Consider the following 17369-nt stretch of genomic DNA (forward strand, 5'->3'; position numbering starts at 1 on the left):
GCATTGTCGCACGTCCCGCCGACGCGGTAAAGGGGGTTTCGAGAGATCGCCGCAAAACACCAGCAAGCGGTCGAAAAGATCCCTCGGCCTGCGTTCCCTACAGCCGGCCGTCCTCCAGCATCTTCTTCACGAAGGCGCCGGTGTAGCTGCCCTCCACCTGGGCGACCTCCTCGGGCGTGCCCTGGGCCACCACGGTGCCGCCGCGCTCGCCGCCCTCGGGGCCGAGGTCGACGATGCGGTCGGCGCACTTGATGACGTCGAGGTTGTGCTCGATGACCAGCACGGTGTTGCCCGCGTCCACCAGGCGCTGCAACACGATGAGCAGCTGGCGCACGTCCTCGAAGTGCAGGCCGGTGGTGGGCTCGTCCAGGATGTAGAACGTCTTGCCGGTCTGGCGGCGCTGCAGCTCGCTGGCAAGCTTCACGCGCTGCGCCTCGCCGCCGGACAGCGTGGTGGCCGGCTGCCCCAGGCGGATGTAGCCCAGGCCCACGTCGAACAGCGTCTGCAGCTTGCGCTTGATGCCGGGTATGTTCTCGAAGAACGCCAGCGCGTCCTCCACGGTCATGTCCAGCACCTCGGCGATGTTCTTGCCGCGGTAAGTCACCTGCAGCGTCTCGCGGTTGTAGCGGTCGCCGCCGCACACCTCGCACGGCACGTAGATGTCGGGCAGGAAGTGCATCTCGATCTTGATCTGGCCGTCGCCCTTGCACGCCTCGCAGCGTCCGCCGTTCACGTTGAACGAGAAGCGGCCCGGCGAGTAGCCGCGGGCCTTCGACTCCTGCGTGGAGGCGAACAGCGCGCGGATGTCGTCCCAAAGGCCTATGTAGGTGGCCGGGTTAGAACGCGGCGTGCGCCCGATGGGGCTCTGGTCGATGTTGATGACCTTGTCGATCTTGTCCAGCCCGGTGATCTTCTTGTAGGCGCCCGTGCGGCGGTGCGCATGGTTCACGCGGTTCGCGAGCGCCGGCGCCAGCGTGTCGGTGACCAGCGAGCTCTTGCCCGAGCCGGACACGCCCGTGACCACGGTGAGCGTGCCGAAGGGAACCTCGAGCGTGACGTTGTGCAGGTTGTTCTCGGTGGCGCCCGTCAGCTTGAGCGACCCGCGGCGCGGCTTGCGGCGCTTCTCGGGCACCTCGATGCGGCGCCGGCCCGACAGGTAGTCGGCCGTGAGCGAGCCTTCGGCCTTCATGATCTCGTCCGGCGTGCCGATGGCCACGATCTCGCCGCCGTGCTCGCCCGCGCCCGGGCCCATGTCCACCACGAAGTCGGCGCTGCGGATGGTGTCCTCGTCGTGCTCCACCACGATGACGGTGTTCCCTAAGTCGCGCAGGCGCTCGAGCGTGGCGATGAGCCGCTCGTTGTCGCGCTGGTGCAGGCCGATGGAAGGCTCGTCCAGGATGTAGAGCACGCCCATGAGGCCCGCGCCGATCTGCGTGGCCAGGCGGATGCGCTGCGCCTCGCCGCCGGAGAGCGTCGCCGTGGCGCGCTCCAGCGTGAGGTAGTCCAGACCCACGTCCACGAGGAACTTGAGGCGCGCCTTGATCTCCTTCACGATGGGCCCGGCGATATGCTCCTCCGACCCGTGGAACGCGAGGCTGTCGAAGAATTCGAGCGAGTCCGCCGCGCTCATCTCGGTGATGTCGTGGATGGAGCGTTCGTTCACCGTGACGGCGAGGATCTCGGGCTTCAGGCGCTTGCCGCCGCAGGTCGGGCACGGAACGATGGCGAAGTAGCTGGCCAGCTTCTCGCGCTGAGCGTCGGACTGAGCCTCCTGGTAGCGGCGCTGCACTGCGGCCAGCGCTCCCTCCCACTCGATGTACCAGTACGTCTCGCGACCGTCCACCGTGACGTAGTCGACGCGCACCTTGTCCTTGCCCAGGCCGTGCAGAAGCCCGTCCTGCGCCTTCTTAGGCATATCCTCCCACGGGGTGTCGGCGTCGGTGCCGAGGTGCGCGGCCACGGCGCGCAGCACCTGCGGGTAGTAGTTGCCGGTCTTGAACGGCGCGATGGCGCCCTCGTTCAGCGACAGCGACGGGTCGGGCACCACCAGCGACGCGTCCACCTCCTCGCGGCTGCCGATGCCGAGGCAGTCGGGGCAGGCGCCGTAGGGTGCATTGAACGAGAAGTCGCGCGGCTGCAGCTCGTCCATGGAGTGGCCGTGCTCGGGGCACGCCAGCGCGAGCGAGAAGATGTGCTCCCCCGCGCCCAGGCCGCCCGTCGCGCCGGACGAGCGCCCGCCGCCCTCGCCGAGCGGCTTGCCGTCGTCGCCCAGCACCTGCACGAGCACGCGCCCGTCGGCCAGCCTCGTCGCCAGCTCCACCGCCTCGGCGATGCGGCTCGTCGCGCTCGCTTTAAGCTGCACGCGGTCCACCACCACGTCGATGAAGTGCTTGATCTTCTTGTTGAGCGTGCGCGGCTCTCCGTCCAGCTTCACGATCTCGCCATCGATGCGCACGCGGCTGAAGCCCTCCTTCTGCAGGTCGGCGAACAGCTTCGTGAACTCGCCCTTGCGACCCGCCACCACGGGTGCCATGATGATGGCCTTCGCGTCGGGCGCGAGGGCGAGGATCTCGTCGGTCACCTGGTCGGTGGTCTGCTTCTTGATGACGCGGCCGCACTCGGGGCAGTGCGGCACGCCCACGCGCGCGAACAGGAGGCGCAGGTAGTCGTAGATCTCGGTGGTGGTGCCCACCGTCGAGCGCGGGTTCTTCGACGTGGTCTTCTGGTCGATGGACACCGCCGGCGACAGGCCGTCGATGCTGTCGAGGTCGGGCTTCGACATCTGGCCCAGGAACATGCGCGCGTAGCTGGACAGGCTCTCCACGTAGCGGCGCTGGCCCTCGGCGTACATCGTGTCGAACGCCAGCGACGACTTGCCGCTGCCCGACAGACCCGTGATGACCACCAGCTCGTCGCGCGGGATGGAGAGGTCGATGTCCTTGAGGTTGTGCTCGCGGGCACCCTTGATGACGATGGCGTTCTGTCCCATGTGGCTTATCGCTCTTTCTATCGTTCGCAGCCCGGCGCGGCGCCGGAGTCGAATATGGCTACCGGAGAACTATCATTTCCGTGCAATCGCTCATTTTAGCGCAGTCCGACCGCGGAATAGGCAAAAACATCCGTTCGTCTGATTCGTTCAAATTCTGAGCACAAACTGTTCGATTCGGCATGGTTCGAGGTCGATCCGCATTCCCCGACTCAAGGGAAAAACGCGCGTGCGCGTTCGGTTGGATTCTGGTATCCTCGCGATCGAGACCAGGAGGAGCCACATGACCCAGCAGGACAGCCCCAAGATCGCTCGGCGCCGCGACCGCGAAAAGCGCACCATATCCCAAATGGTGGCGTTGTACTGCGCCGACAATCACGACGCGGCCGCGCGAACGGAAACCGCCCACTGCGGCGAGGCCGTGTGCCCCGGCTGCGCGAGCATCGACGCCTATGCCGTGCTGCGCACCGAGCGCTGCCGCAAGATGGACGTGAAGACCTCGTGCGACGAATGCGAGCACCACTGTTACAAGCCCGAGGAACGCGAACGCATCCGCGCCGTCATGCGCTACGCCGGCCCGCGCATGCTGAAAAAGCATCCTTTGGCCGCCATCCGCCATCTGCTGGGAAAGTAGAGGCGCCTTCGACCCGCATGCCGAGACCCTACTCCGCTTTGTCCCCGTAGGCGGCATAGTAGGCCGACGTTGCGGTATCGCAGCAGTTCATTACCGTCCCCACGAGATTAGCGCCCGCCGCACGCAACTGTTCGGCTGCCTTCTGGACGCTTGCGCGCTCGACGAAGCCTTCGCGCACCACGAGCAGCGTCGCATCGGATACCTGGGCGACGACGGCGGCGTCCACGAACGCGCCCACCGGCGGAGTGTCGATGACCACGTGGTCGTAACGAGCGGCCAGGCATCCGAGCAAGCGCCTGAATCGTTGGGAATCGAGAATGTCGACGGGGCTGGTCACGCCTGCTTCGGCATCGAGGAAATGCATGCGCGGCTGACGAGTGGCCACGATAGCCCGCCCCGGTTCCTCATCCCCCATCACGACGGCGCAGAGCCCGACGGGAGCGCGCACCCCCAACCTGTCCGCCAGCGAGCGCCGCCGCAGGTCGCATTCCACGAGCAGCGTGCGCTTCCCCGCCACGGCCATCACGCGAGCCAGCTCAACGGCCACCGTCGTTTTGCCCTCGTTCGGCACCGAGCTCGTCACCACGATCGTGCGCATCGGCTTGTCGAAGCTCATGAACCCCAAGTTCGCGTACAGCGTGCTCATCGCGTTGCGCTGCAGCGGGCGCGGAAGCTCGGCGTTCAGAACCCTCGTCTTCTTCTTGAACATCTTCATCATCGATTCTCCGGTTCGCGCAGGAGGAAGCCCGGCTCGACCGCCCAGGGTCGCTTACGCACCGTCAAACTTCCTCCCACATCCTCAACACGGCTTCATATATGAAGCCGTGTTGAGGATTATACCGAATAATCTGAACGAATGGATGCTGATAGGAAAAGAGTGCTTTTAGGGAGCGCGATTCGCGAGCGAAGAGAGGCGCAGAGCCTGTCTCAGCAGAAGCTCGCCCTCATGATCGGCAGCAGCAAATCGCACATCTGGCGCATCGAGTCGGGACGCGTGAGCGTGGGTCTCGACGACCTCGGCCGTATCGCCGACGCCCTCGACGTGCAGGTCCGCGACCTCTTCTCGTTCTAACCGCGCATCGTTCGAGGCGCGGCACCCCCCCCGAAACACGTTGTCGCCCGAAAGCCGCTGTTTTCACGCTGAAAACGCGGCTTTCGGGCGACAACGAGCATGCGGAGGCGGCTCCGACGCAAGCCGACGAGGCCGCCAACCGGCCCCTCTTCCTAGCCCAACAGCTTCTTGCCAAGCGAAGCGCGGATGATGCTGCGGCTGGCGAAGTGCGTGACCAGGAGATACGCCCCGTACACGATGCCTGTCAGCACGCCGGTCATCAGCGCGGGCTCGAGTACCGAAACGCCCAGCTGCGCGAGCACCGCATCGCTGATGACGCCGACGGCGCATACGGTATGGCACACGGCCAAAGCGAGAGGAACGAGGAAGTACACGAGCACCTGCGCGCGCAGCGACCGGAAGATCATACGGCGGTCGCAGCCGATCTCGGCGAGCACCCGGTAGCGCGCCAACGAGTCGCTGGTCTCGGACAGCTGCTGGATGGCCAGAATGGCAGCCGTGGCGATAAGGAACACGAAGCCGATGTACAGTGCCAGGTACGAGATCATCATGTTCATGCCGCTCGACTGGACGACCACCTCCTCGGCTGTGAACGAGAGCGTCACCGGCCAGGGCTTCGGGCCGAACTTCCACCCCGAAGCCGCCACCTCGGCGCTGGGAGGAGAAGCCTCGCCCAGCATCTGCGCGAGCAGCTTGTCGCCTTCGGTTCGGCTCGTCTTGTACATGAGGTTGAGCACGGACTGCTCGGGCACAACGCCCTGGGCGCGCAGGTCGGCGATCACCGAGTCGGGGACGATCGCCTCGGCGCCGCTCGAAGCGAACGCGGCGTCCTCCAACGGCTGGCGTCGCAGCTCGCCCGTCGACGTCAGCGTGCGACCGGCCGCTTGGATGGTCTCGCCTTTGCCTGCGAGCGCCTCGGCAAGGCCCTGCATGCCGTCGAGCGTGTTGTTCACGGCGTAGCCGTCCTCGCCCACGTCCACCGTGGGCCGACCCGTCAGCTCGGCAAGCGCATTGAACTGCGAGACCCCGACCAGCGAGATGCCCTGCCTGTGCATCGCCTCGTTCTGCTTATCGTTGCCCGTGTCCTTGCCGTAGCGATCCATGATCGCGCCATAGTTCTCATCGGCGTCCACGTACACGTCGACCTGCACCGAGCGATCCACCAGCGCGTCCCACGTCGGCGAAGCGTCCGCCAGCTTCGCGGCGATATCCCAATCGTACGCCTCGGCGTCCGCAGCGATGGCGGCGGCCTTCTCGTCGGCGACTCGCTGATACTCCCGATCCTCCTCGCTCATGCTCGCGAGCGCCTCTTCGTCGTGGATGCCGCCCGCGTTGAGGTACACGTTCGCCGTGAGCGTGGCGTCGTACAGCGTGCCCTCCTCGACGTTGCCGCTGAACGCGCGCGCCAGGCCCATGCCCGTGGAGAACACCGTGAGCGAGAAGAACAGCATGATGCATACCACCGACAGCGACACGAACGCCGTGTTCACCTTGCTGGCGATCTGGCGCGTCGTGAACATGGCAAGGCCCTTGAAGTAGATGCCGCGCGTGCGCTCGATCGCCGCAAGCGCGAAGCCCGCGAGCGACCAGAAGAACAAAAACGTGCCCGCCACCATGAGCGCCGTGGCCCGCCAGAACCCTTCGTCGAACTGCATGAGGCCGTTGTCGACGAGCGTAACGTACGACCATGCGATCACGGCGACGGCCGCGAGGAAGCCGACGAGGCTGATCCAGGGGTTGCGCACGCGGAAGCGCGCGTTCTTCGAGCGGGCCGACAAGAGGTCGATGAGCTTGTAGCGCCGGATGGACAGCGTGTTGAACAGCCCCGTCACGGCGAAGATGAGCACGAAGCAGCCCAGCGTCAGCAGGAAGGCGTTGGTCGAGAACACGAATCGGTACTGTTCCATCTGGATGTTGAACAGCCCCGCCGTGACGAACGACAGCCCTTGCGACAACGCGAAGCCCAAGGCCAGGCCCACGCCCAGCGAAACGAGGCCCACCGCCACCGTCTCCAGAAGCACGATGACCGACACGCTGGACGGGTTCATGCCCAGCATGAGGTAGGTGCCGAACTCCTGCTTGCGTCGGCGGATGAGGAACCCGTTCGCGTACAGCACGAGAAAGCCCAGCACGCAGGCGATGACCACGCTGAACATCCCCAACATCTGACCGGTCATCTCGAACACGCTGGCCGTGGCGGTATCCTCGAGGTCGAACAGGATGGACTGGCCGGTCACCGAGTTGAACGCGTAGAACACCGCCACGCCGAACACGAGCGTGACGAAGTAGATAGCGTAGTCGCGTACCGAGCGCCGGACGTTGCGGAAAGCGAGTTTAGCCAGCATCGCGCACGTCACCGCCCAGGAACGTCACCACTTCCATGATGCGGTTGAAGAAGTCGCCGCGGCTCGTGGCGCCGCGGCGGATCTCGTTGAACACCGCGCCGTCCTTGATGAACAGGATGCGGCTGGCGAACGAGGCCGCGAACGAGTCGTGTGTGACCATCATGATGGTGGCGTGCAGATCGGCGTTCATCATGGACAGGGTCTCCAGCATCACCGTGGCGCTGCGCGAATCGAGCGCGCCCGTGGGCTCGTCGGCCAGCACGAGCTTCGGATCGGCGACCATGGCCCGCGCCGCGGCGATGCGCTGCTTCTGGCCTCCGGACATCTGGTAGGGGTACTTGCCAAGCACCTCGTCCACGCCCAACGTGCGGGCGATAGCCTGCACGCGGGGCTTGATGGAGGCGGTGGACTCGCCCTTCACCGTCAGCGCCAGCGCGATGTTCTCGAAGCCGGTGAGCGTGTCCAGCAGGTTGGAATCCTGGAAGATGAAGCCCAGGTCGTCGCGACGGAACTTCGCCAACGCGCGGGAGCGCAGGCCCGTGATGTCGCGCCCGTCGACGAGGATGTGCCCGCTCGTCACGGTGTCGATGGTGGCGACGCAGTTCAGCAGCGTCGTCTTGCCGGAGCCCGACGGCCCCATGATGCCCACGAACTCGCCGGGGGCCACGTCGAAGCTGATGTCGTTGATGGCCCGGGTGACGGAATCGCGGTTGCCGTACACCTTCTCGATCTGGCGCACCGACAGGATGGGACGGGCGCCGAGAGACGGAGCCGCGCCTCCGGGGCGCGCCGCCGTCTGGGTTTGCGGAGTCGCGTAGACTTCGGTCATGATCGTATCCTTCCTCGCTTGCAGGTCTTCGACCATGCTACGGCGCGGCGCGCCCGGGCGCCATCGAATCGGGTGACGCGTACCTTACGAAAATGCAAGGCAGCACGGCCTGAACCCGCAGGCCGTCATCCTGATCGGAGGCCGCAGGCCGGAGTCGAAGGATCCCGCGCGGTGCCAGCTGCGGCGGTTCCCGCTATCGCTGCACGAAAGACAGAGGAAGCGCATGCCCTTCACGACAGCAGGTCGAGCTTGCGGCGGTCGTGCGGGAACGCCAGCAGCACGCGCGTGCCCTTCCCCTCTTCCGAGGCCAGCGCCACGGCGAGACCCATCTTCGCGCACAGCTCGGCCACGAGGTACAGCCCCATGCCCGTGGACGAGCCCGCACGCCTGCCGTTCTCGCCGGTGAAGGCGCGCTCGAACACGCGAGGCACGTCGCCGGCCGGCACGCCCCAGCCGTCGTCGGCCACCTCGAGCACCGTGCGCGCGTCGCTGGTCCCCGCTCCCTCCTCCCGCACCGAGAAGCGCAGCGTGCTCGCGCCGTATTTCCCCGCATTCGCCACGAGCTGGCCGATGACGAAAGCGAGCCACTTCACGTCGGCGAACACGCGAACGTCTTCGTCCACGTCTACCGTCGGCGCCACGCCGCGCTCGATGAGGAAGCGCGCATGCTTCCGCAGCGCCTCCCGCACGGCCTCGGCGAGGCTCGTCTCGCGGATGGCATAGTCCTGGACGAGCGAGGTGGAGCGCGCATAGTACAACGCCTGCTCCACGTAGCCCTCGATACGGTCGAGCTCGCCCTTGATCCGTGCGGCCTGGGGACCGTGCAAGCCTGAGGCCATGAGCGCCGCCGCGGCGATAGGCGTCTTGATCTCGTGGATCCACAGCTCTATGTAATCGCGGTAGGCTTCGGCTTGCTGCTTGTGCGCGGCCACGTCGTCGGCGGCGGCCTTCCCCGTCGCCTGCAGGGCCTCGTAAGCCAGGCGTCCTTCCAGGAAGTCGGGAGGTTCTATGAGCGCCGTTGCGTAATAGGTGCGGTCGAGGTCTCCCACCACCTGTTCGAGATCGCGGTAAAACGCGCGACGACGCGCGTAGTCCACCGTCAGGGCGAAGGCCGCGCATGCCAGCACGATGCATGCCGCCAGCACCGAGGCGTCCGGACCGGCACCGAGCACGGCGACCACGGAGCCGATCGCGATCGCGCACACGATGGCGACGGCGACGGAAAGGGCACGATCCCTGAGAAAGGCTGCCGGGCTCATCGCGCACGGCACCCCCGGAGTCGTCGGGGCGCGCGCATCACACCACGTATCCCTGCCCGCGGCGCGTGACGAGGAAGTCGTCGGGCACGCCGATACTCGCCAGGCTCTTGCGCAAACGGTTGATGTTGACGGTCAGCGTGTTGTCGTCGATGAACGCATCGGACTGCCACAGCTCCACCATCAGCTCCTGGCGCGAGATGATGGCATCGTGATTCGCCATGAGCATGTGGAGGATCTTCAGCTCGTTGCGCGTCAGGTCGACGGAACGTCCGCCGTGCTCCACCCGCCCGCGCGCCACGTCCAGCACCACGCCTCGATGCTCGATACGCGTCGGCGGCTCGGTACGCTGCGTACGGCGCAGAACCGATTGGATGCGCGCAAGAAGCACGGCTGGGTTGTAAGGCTTCGTGACGTAGTCATCGGCGCCGAGGTTCATGCTCAGAACCTCGTCGAACTCGCTGTCGGACGACGTGAGCATGATGACGGGCACTTGACTCGAGCGCCTGAGATCGCGGCAGACCGTATGGCCGCCCGTGCCGGGAAGCTTGAGGTCGAGGATCACGCAGTCGGGCGCAGCCGCCAAAACATCGTCCACGATGCGGTCGAAGGCGGTGCCGGTCAGCGCGGTATGACCCTGCAGTTCGAGCAGGCGCATAAGCTCCTCGCGCAACGACGCGTCGTCTTCCACGACGAATATCCGTGCCATTCGCCCTCCTCACACCGTCCGCATAAGACGGCTCCCTCGACTTCGATACCTCCCCATGGTACGCAGCGAAGCGCTTCCGTCGGCGAGGCGTAACCGTTTCGTTGCCGCCCCGAAGCTATTCCTTATGATGTTTGGTGTACGTGCCGGGCATCGCCGGACACGCAGGCTTCGAGCTTTTGAAGTAACGCAGTATGAAGCTGACGCCCGCAACCGCCAACGCAGCGCCCAACCCCGTATAGAAGAACGCGATGAACCACTCGGGCACGACGCCCGATGCGCGCAAGGCGATACCGCCGCCCATCATGATGGCCATCATGATGTAGCCCTTTTTGTCGAAGAACTTGAACAGGTGGGTTTTGTCTTCCTCGTAGCCCCTGATCCTGCTCGCATGCTTGCCAACCATCTTGGTGAACACGAAGATATGGAACAGCACGAATATGAGGAGGGTCCCCCCTATCAAGACCCAGAACAGCCACCCGGTCTCGTCCAGGAAAGCCGAAAGACCGATGTTCACGATGTTCGCGCCGGCAATGAGCCACACGATGCCGGCGACGAGCAGAAGTTTGTCGGTCGAAACCTTCAGCAGCTGCATGTCATGCTCCTTCGATGCGCCTTGTATCCAAACGCCCGCGACGCGGAGGCCGCGCGCGGGCATCTGAACATTATAGGCTCGAACTCGACGGGGGCAAGGGCGCGCCGACGTTCTCCATAGCGCGATATCGGCCTGCGGCGCGGCGTCGACGCGCTACTTGACGCCCTGGGGAACGCGAGCATCGTCGGCATTCGTTCCCGCGCCTGCAACGTCGAGGATCTCGATGGTCGTGGGCTTGAAGTCGGTGCCCGATCCCGTGCCGCGCATGACGATGACGTCGTCGGCGGAAAGGGTGCGGCCCTCGAGTTCGGCGCCCGATTCATCGACGATGGAAACGTCTCCCTCGTCGAAGGTTATCTCGTCCTGACCCGCGTTGAAAGCCTGCGAGCCGCTGCCGTCGTTCGCATTGGCGAGGGTGCCTACCACAACCGTGGCCGTAGAACCGTTCATAGCCATGACCTGACCGTATTGCACGGTCTCGCCGATGGAGCCCTCGGCCTCGTTGCGCGATTGCTCGTCGGCGTTCAGCTCTTGCTGGGCCTGCGGGTTGTCCTCGGCGTCGTTGGCCGCGCAGCCGCTCAAAAACGGTACGAAAGCGAGCACGACGGCCATCGCGCCGGCGAACGCCCGCATCTTCTTCTTGCTCATGGAAACCTCCTTATGGTCGGTGCGCAACGCGCACATCGCGAGCATGTACGACGAATGCACCCGATTGTGGAGGAACAGGCGGGAAGGCTGCGCGGCGCGCGGCGACCGTCAGGAAGCGGTCACAGCTCCGCAACCGGCCGGGAACCGGAAAAGCGCGCACCAGGGGACGGAAAGCGTGTCAAAGGGACGGGTGGTTCGACACGGTGCTCTATCCTCGGGGGTGGGTGCGGGCGTGCACCTGCTTGAGGCGGCCGGGGGAAAGATGGGTGTAGATCTGCGTGGTGGACAGGCTGGCATGTCCCAGCATCTCCTGGACGCTGCGCAGGTCGGCGCCCCCGTCCAGCAGATCGGTGGCGAAGGTATGGCGCATATCGTGCGGCGAGAGCGACTCGTCCAGACCTGCCTGGCGCAGCGCGTCCTTGAACATCTTGCGGATGGCGTCGGTGCCCATGCGGTTGCCGCGCGTGGACACGAAGAAGTAGTCGCAGGTGCGGTCGCGCAGGATCAGCGGGCGGGCCCACGTGGCATAGGCGCGCATGGACGACACGGCCATGTCGTGCAACGGCACGATGCGCTCCTTCGACCCCTTGCCGAACACCTTCACCTGCCCGCTTCCGAAATCCACGTTGGCCGCAAGCAGACCGGACGCCTCGGACACGCGGGCGCCGCATGCGTACAGGAATTCCAGCAGAGCGAGGTTCCGCGCATCCACGGACGACTGTTCGCGCTCGCGCCCGGCCGCGTCGCGCTTGCCGTACACCGTCAGCAGCTTCACCATGTCCGACGCCCGGATGACGTGCGGCAGGCTCTTCGGCTGTTTGGGCCCCTGCAGAATGCTCGCGGGGTCCTCGTCGGCGATGCCGGTGACGTTGAGCCAGCGGAAGAAGCTGCGCAGCGCCGACAGGCGGCGGTTCACCGTGGTGCGCGAGTACTGTGCGCGGTCGAGCTCGCCCAGGTAACGGCGCAACTGGCGATGCGTGGCAGCGAGGATGTCGATGCGCTCGCGGCACGCCCAACGCGCGAAGTCCATAAGATCGATGCGGTAGGCGCGCAACGTGTGCACCGAGGCGTTGCGCTCCACGCGCATGGCGTGGCAAAACGCGTCGATCAGCTCGACGATGCGCGGGTCGCAGTCGAGAGGATCGACGCGCAGGGACGACGAGGCACCGTCTGCAGTCATGAGGATGCCTTCGGCCAGCCGCCCGCGTCGGGCGCGAGGCCGCGCGCGGCCAGCTCGGCCTCATACGCCGCGAGCGCCTCGGCGCCGCGCTCGGCGTAGGCGGCGTAGCGGTCGCGCTTGTTGCGGATGCGCTGCTCGAACGGGGGCAGAATGCCGAAGTTCACGTGCATGGGCTGGTAGTCCTTGACGGCGGGATCGGTGGCGTAAGCCAGAAGCGCGCCGAACGCCGTCTCGCACGGGAGCGCGGGCGCCTGCGCGCCGCGAAGCTCAGCGGCCACGGCGAAGGCGACGTGGAGCCCCGAGCGGATAGCCTCGCAGTACCCTTCGGTGCCCGCGATCTGACCGGCAAGGTGCACCGGAACCCCGAGGCGCTCCGCCTCAGGCGAGCGCAGGCGCAGGCTTTCGTCCAGCAGGCGAGGCGCGTCCACGAACGTGTTGCGGTGCATCACGCCGTAGCGCGCGAACTCGGCGTTCTCGAGCCCGGGGATGAGGCGGAACACGCGGCGCTGCTCAGGGAAGGTGAGGTTCGTCTGGAACCCCACGAGGTTGTAGCTGGAGCCGTGCGCGTCCTCGGCACGCAGCTGCAGCGCGGCCCATGGGCGATGCCCCGTGCGCGGGTCGGTGAGCCCCACCGGCTTGAGCGTGCCGAAGCGAGGCGCGTCGTGTCCCTTGCGGGCGATCTCCTCGATCGGCTGGCACGCCTGGAACAAGTCGCGCGTCTCGAAATCGCGACGGATCACGCGCTCGGCGCCCACGAGCTCGTCGACGAAGGCGTCGTATTCCTCGCGAGAGAACGGCGCGTTCAGATAGTCGCCCGCATCGGCGGCGGCGTCCTCGTAGCGGCTCTGGAGGAACAGCTTCGCGTAGTCGAGCGAATCGGCCATGACGATAGGGGCGGCGGCGTCGTAGAAGGCCAGGTGCTCTTCGCCGGCGAGCCGGGAAAGCGACGCGGCCAGCGCGTCGGACGCGAGCGGCCCTGCGGCCACCACGAGCGCATCGGCGCCCTCGGCGGCTTGAACGAGGTCGACGATCTCATCGTGCACGAGATCGATGAGCGGATGCGCCTCCACGAGGGCGGTCACCGCCTCGGCGAACGCCGTCCGGTCGACGGCCAGCGCACCGCCTGCGGGCACGGCATGCAGCTTGGCCTGGGCGTACAGCTGCGATCCCAGCTCGGCCAACTCGCGCTTCAGCATGCCGGCCGCGCTGTCGGGCTTCTCGCTTTTCAAGGAGTTCGAGCACACGAGTTCGGCGCAGCATCCCGTGACATGAACGGGCGTGGGCGTCTTCGGGCGCATTTCGACCAAACGGACCCGCACGCCACGATCGGCGAGCTGCAAGGCCGCCTCGCTCCCAGCGAGCCCGGCCCCTACTATGGTTACTGATTGAGACATGCCGACTAGGATAGCAAAACACAGGCTCCAGCGCATCCGGAAACCCTCGAAACTACGCGCGTTTCTTACCGAACGCGCTCGCTCATCGCGAACAGGGCCTCCGGATACACTTCCTGGCCGTCCGGCCATCCAAGCGCCATCCCGCCGTCGATGATCCGAACGAGCTTCAAATACTCGTCGTCCCGCAGCCGTTCATACGCGCCTCCGCGTTTGAGGAACGACGAGACGTCGAGCCGGCGAAGCTCGCCCGTTTCAAACTCCAGCAGCAGAAGGCAGCCTCCTTCGGCAACGACCTCAACCAGATCGGGTTGGCTTTTGTTCATCACCATCCCGCGCTCTTCATCGAGCACCGGATACCACATGCTACCACCGCCTATCGCAAAGGATCGATCCGAAATGCGGCAAGCCCCTCGCTCATGAGCTTCCAATCGGCCTCCAGCTCCTCTTGATGAAGCACGATCCATGCTCGGAGCAACGCGAGCTTTCGAGGAGGGAAACGGCCGTCGAAAACCCTGCCTTCGAAATCGATAGAGCATTCGAATTCCGCGAACCGAGCATGGATATGAGGCGTATGGTGCCTGCCGTCCGCCTCATTATACATAATGATCACGATGCCGTAGAACATGGATAACGTCGTCATCGCGCTCCTCCTCTCTCATCTCACCGCCGGACCCCAGCGGCCGTCGGGGTGGCGGGCGACGGTGCCGGCGAGCTCGGCTTCGACGAGGCGCTCCATGAGCCAGGATCGCGCATCCTCCCCGCCGCACGATGAGGCGGCGATCGCGTAGAGCTGCTCCATGCTCAGCGGCTCGGCGCGCAGCGCGTCCGCCACCGGGTTCGACGGCTCGTCCGCACGCGGCGCACCGGTGCGCTCGACGGAAGGGACGGTCTCCTGCTTCAGGCATCCGAACAGCGAGAACAGCGCATCCTCGAACGTCTCGTCGTCGATGACGGGCGTCGCGCCCTGGTAGATGAGGCGGTTCGCGCCGCGCGAGGACACGGCCGTTATGGCGCCGGGCACCACGAGCACGTCACGGTTCGCCGCCAGCGCCTCGTCGGCCGTGGAGAAGGTTCCCGACGGCAGTCCCGCCTCCACGATGAGCGTGGCGCGGGCGAGCCCGGCGATGAGGCGGTTGCGCAGGCGGAAACGGTACGGCTTGGGGTCCTCGTCCCACGCGTGCTCGGAGACCACCGCCCCGCCCTCGTCGACGATGCGCTGGAACAGCCCCTCGTGCTCGGCGGGGTACAGCCGGTCGCACCCGCCGCCCAGAAACGCCACCGTGCGCCCGCCCTCCTCCAGCGCGGCCGCATGCGCCGCCGCGTCGCAGCCGCGCGCCCCGCCCGACACCACTACGATGCCGCGCCGGGCGGCCAAGGCCGCGAAGCGCTTGGCGCACCCGCGCCCGTACGGCGTGGCCCTGCGCGCGCCCACGATGGCGATGCCCTCCTGGAGCGCGAAAGGATCGCCTACCACGTACAGCCGATCCGGCGGCTGCGCCACGCTTTCCAGCGCAGAAGGGAAGCCTTCTCCGCCGCTGGCGAGCACCGTGCGCTCGCCAGCGAGCGCGCTCACGATTCCCCCTCGCGCAGGCGGAAGCCGATGGCCTCGCACAGATGGCTGCGCTCCACGCGGGCGTTCTCTTCCATGTCGGCTATCGTGCGCGCGAGCGCGAGCGTGCGCATGATGGCGCGGCCGCTCAGGCGCCCCGCCTTCGCCGCGCCCTCGAGGAAGCCCTCGTCCTGCGTCGTCAGCGCGCAGGCCCGAACAAGCGCCTCCGACGTGAGCGCCTTGTCGTCCTCCCCGTTTCGCGCGCGCCGCCACGACGCGAACTCCCGCGCGCGCAGCACATCGCGGCGCAGCTCCTCGGAGCTCGTGCCGTGCCCGGTGGCCAGCACCTCGCCGGGCGGGATCCTGCGCACCGCGATATGCACGTCGATGCGGTCCATGATGGGTCCGCCGATGCGGTTGCGGTAGAGCTGCATCTGCCGGTGCGTGCACGTGCACGGCTCCTCCTCGTCGCCGTAGTAGCCGCAGGGGCACGGGTTGGTGGCCGCCACCAGCATGAACCGCGCCGGGAAGTCGACGTTGCCGTCGGCGCGCGTGAGGGTGATCCGCCCCGACTCCAGCGGCTGGCGGATGCCCTGGAGAACAGACGGGCTGAACTCGGCGAGCTCGTCGAGGAACAGCACGCCGTTGTTCGCGAGCGATATCTCGCCGGGACGCAAGGGCGAGCCGCCGCCGACCAGCCCCGCCAACGTGGCCGAGTGGTGCGGGCTGCGAAACGGCCGCACCCCGCCCAGGATCGGTTCCACCTCCTCGCCGGCGACCGAGTGCACCACCGCCGTCTCGATGGCCTCGGCCTCCGACAGCGGCGGCAGGATGGACGGCAGCCTCGACGCAAGCATGGTCTTGCCCGAACCGGGCGGTCCCGTCATCAGCACGCCGTGGCCGCCCGCCGCCGCGATCTGCAAGGCGCGCTTCGCCATGTCGTGGCCGGCGATGTCCCGGAAGTCAAGCGCGGGCGCACTGCTCGGCTTCGCCGCGCCGGCCACGGCCGGGAACGGGCCCGTCCTGAACCCCGCCAGCGACTTCGCCGCACGGCGCACCAACCCGTCGAGCGCGACGAAACCCTGGTCGACCGGCGCGCATACGAGGTCGACGCCCAACCGCTGCGCGCACAGCGCGTAGGCCAGCAGCCCGGCCACCGGGCGCACCGCCCCCTCGAGCGACAGCTCGCCCACGAACAGCTGGCCGCGCACCGCGCGCGGGTCTAACTGCCCCGAAGCGCACAGGATGCCCGCCGCGATGGGCAGGTCGAACCCCGACCCCGTCTTGCGCAGGACGCCCGGCGCCAGGTTCACCACCACCTTGCTGGCCGGCAGCGAGAAGCCGCACGAGCGCAGCGCCGCCTTCACCCGCTCGCGCGATTCCTGCACGGAGGCGTCGGCCAGGCCGACGATGGAGAAGCCGGGAATCCCGTTCGCCATGACCACCTCGACATCGACCGGAACGGCTTCCACGCCGCGCAGCGTCGCGGACTGCACGACGCACTGCCCCCGCACGCTCATCGGCCCGAGAACGCGTTGATGTGGTGGCGGATCATCGCGCGGTCGGGCGAGATCGCCACGATGGACACGATGTCGAAGCGCACCGGCACGTCCACCACGTGGAAGCCTTGCAGGAACAGCGCCGCGATGCGCTCGTAGCGGTCGCGCTTGGCCTCGTCCACCGCTTCCGCCGGCATGCCGTAGTCGCAGCTCGACCTGGTCTTCACCTCCACGAACACGACGCTGTCGCCGTCGCGCGCGATGATGTCGGCCTCACCCGCCGCGCACGTCCAGTTGCGCTCGACGATCTCGTAGCCGCGCCGGTCGAGGAAGCGAGCGGCGGCGTCCTCGCCTCTACGCCCCAGCTCCGCGTTGCGCTCCCCCACCGTCTTCTCGCGATCCTGCGCCCGTTCGCCCCGTTTCGCACGCCGCTTGGCCCCCGAGCCTACTCCTCGCCGCTCGCCCGCGCCGGCCTTCTTTCCGCACGTCGCCTGCTCGCCGTCCTGCCATTCGATCGTTGCCGCCGTATCCTGATACATGGCACCACGCCCCTTTCGTCTGTGCTTCCATGATAAGGATGCCGTCTTACGCGGCGATGGCACGTATCCAGCGAAACGCACTGCGAAACCTTCCCGGAAAGACACGCCGTTTCCATGCGAATGACACGCGCCTTGCC

Annotated in this window: 17 protein-coding genes; 2 read left to right on the top strand and 15 right to left on the bottom strand. The window is 66.8% G+C overall.

From position 1 onward, the window contains the following. Window positions 1–97 precede the first annotated feature (97 nt). Entirely contained in the window at window positions 98–2989 is a 2892-nt protein-coding gene (gene uvrA, locus GT590_RS05765; protein ID WP_161170951.1) for an excinuclease ABC subunit UvrA, read from the bottom strand. 280 nt (window positions 2990–3269) lie between these two features. Between uvrA and GT590_RS05770 the strand changes: the two genes are divergently transcribed. Next, the gene (locus tag GT590_RS05770; RefSeq protein ID WP_009304434.1) at window positions 3270–3620 is read left to right on the top strand and encodes a nitrous oxide-stimulated promoter family protein; all 351 of its coding nucleotides are present in this window, start codon (window positions 3270–3272) and stop codon (window positions 3618–3620) included. Between the two features lie 28 nt (window positions 3621–3648). Here the strand turns inward: GT590_RS05770 and GT590_RS05775 are convergent, their stop codons facing one another. Beyond that, window positions 3649–4338, bottom strand: a complete 690-nt coding sequence (locus GT590_RS05775) for a CpsD/CapB family tyrosine-protein kinase (RefSeq protein WP_009304435.1) — start codon at window positions 4336–4338, stop codon at window positions 3649–3651. A gap of 159 nt (window positions 4339–4497) precedes the next feature. Between GT590_RS05775 and GT590_RS05780 the strand changes: the two genes are divergently transcribed. Then, a complete protein-coding gene (locus GT590_RS05780; protein ID WP_009609120.1) occupies window positions 4498–4692 on the top strand; it encodes a helix-turn-helix domain-containing protein in 195 nt (64 codons plus the stop codon). A 152-nt stretch (window positions 4693–4844) separates the two neighbouring features. Here the strand turns inward: GT590_RS05780 and GT590_RS05785 are convergent, their stop codons facing one another. The 13 genes from GT590_RS05785 to GT590_RS05845 all read right to left on the bottom strand — a co-directional run bounded on the left by GT590_RS05785 (window position 4845) and on the right by GT590_RS05845 (window position 17232). Next, the gene (locus tag GT590_RS05785; RefSeq protein ID WP_086414602.1) at window positions 4845–7037 is read right to left on the bottom strand and encodes an FtsX-like permease family protein; all 2193 of its coding nucleotides are present in this window, start codon (window positions 7035–7037) and stop codon (window positions 4845–4847) included. Continuing rightward, the gene (locus GT590_RS05790) at window positions 7027–7866 is read right to left on the bottom strand and encodes an ABC transporter ATP-binding protein (RefSeq protein WP_009304441.1); all 840 of its coding nucleotides are present in this window, start codon (window positions 7864–7866) and stop codon (window positions 7027–7029) included. The genes GT590_RS05785 and GT590_RS05790 overlap by 11 nt, the downstream gene beginning before the upstream one ends. 230 nt (window positions 7867–8096) lie before the next feature. Then, window positions 8097–9125, bottom strand: coding sequence for a HAMP domain-containing sensor histidine kinase (locus GT590_RS05795; protein ID WP_035578284.1), 1029 nt, complete (start codon window positions 9123–9125; stop codon window positions 8097–8099). 37 nt (window positions 9126–9162) lie between these two features. Continuing rightward, window positions 9163–9831 (bottom strand): response regulator transcription factor, encoded by a 669-nt coding sequence (locus GT590_RS05800; protein ID WP_086414603.1) that lies wholly within the window; start codon window positions 9829–9831, stop codon window positions 9163–9165. A 115-nt stretch (window positions 9832–9946) separates the two neighbouring features. Beyond that, the gene (locus GT590_RS05805) at window positions 9947–10423 is read right to left on the bottom strand and encodes a hypothetical protein (RefSeq protein WP_009304447.1); all 477 of its coding nucleotides are present in this window, start codon (window positions 10421–10423) and stop codon (window positions 9947–9949) included. Between the two features lie 153 nt (window positions 10424–10576). Next, entirely contained in the window at window positions 10577–11071 is a 495-nt protein-coding gene (locus tag GT590_RS05810; RefSeq protein ID WP_009609141.1) for a hypothetical protein, read from the bottom strand. Between the two features lie 208 nt (window positions 11072–11279). Beyond that, a complete protein-coding gene (locus GT590_RS05815) occupies window positions 11280–12251 on the bottom strand; it encodes a tyrosine recombinase XerC (RefSeq protein WP_009304452.1) in 972 nt (323 codons plus the stop codon). Continuing rightward, window positions 12248–13681, bottom strand: a complete 1434-nt coding sequence (gene trmFO, locus GT590_RS05820; protein WP_086414604.1) for a methylenetetrahydrofolate--tRNA-(uracil(54)-C(5))-methyltransferase (FADH(2)-oxidizing) TrmFO — start codon at window positions 13679–13681, stop codon at window positions 12248–12250. The genes GT590_RS05815 and trmFO overlap by 4 nt, the downstream gene beginning before the upstream one ends. Window positions 13682–13710: 29 nt before the next feature. Continuing rightward, window positions 13711–14007, bottom strand: a complete 297-nt coding sequence (locus tag GT590_RS05825) for a DUF2442 domain-containing protein (protein ID WP_009609143.1) — start codon at window positions 14005–14007, stop codon at window positions 13711–13713. Between the two features lie 11 nt (window positions 14008–14018). Then, window positions 14019–14285, bottom strand: a complete 267-nt coding sequence (locus GT590_RS05830) for a DUF4160 domain-containing protein (RefSeq protein WP_009304457.1) — start codon at window positions 14283–14285, stop codon at window positions 14019–14021. 15 nt (window positions 14286–14300) lie between these two features. After that, window positions 14301–15218 (bottom strand): DNA-processing protein DprA, encoded by a 918-nt coding sequence (gene dprA, locus GT590_RS05835; protein ID WP_086414605.1) that lies wholly within the window; start codon window positions 15216–15218, stop codon window positions 14301–14303. Beyond that, window positions 15215–16714, bottom strand: a complete 1500-nt coding sequence (locus tag GT590_RS05840; protein ID WP_086414606.1) for a YifB family Mg chelatase-like AAA ATPase — start codon at window positions 16712–16714, stop codon at window positions 15215–15217. The genes dprA and GT590_RS05840 overlap by 4 nt, the downstream gene beginning before the upstream one ends. Continuing rightward, window positions 16711–17232 carry a YraN family protein gene (locus GT590_RS05845; protein ID WP_086414607.1) on the bottom strand — a complete coding sequence of 174 codons (522 nt, stop codon included), beginning with the start codon at window positions 17230–17232 and terminating at the stop codon, window positions 16711–16713. The genes GT590_RS05840 and GT590_RS05845 overlap by 4 nt, the downstream gene beginning before the upstream one ends. Window positions 17233–17369 lie beyond the last annotated feature (137 nt).

The organism is Eggerthella sp. BIOML-A1 (assembly GCF_009875595.1).
In the GTDB taxonomy this organism is placed as follows: Bacteria; Actinomycetota; Coriobacteriia; order Coriobacteriales; family Eggerthellaceae; genus Eggerthella; species Eggerthella lenta.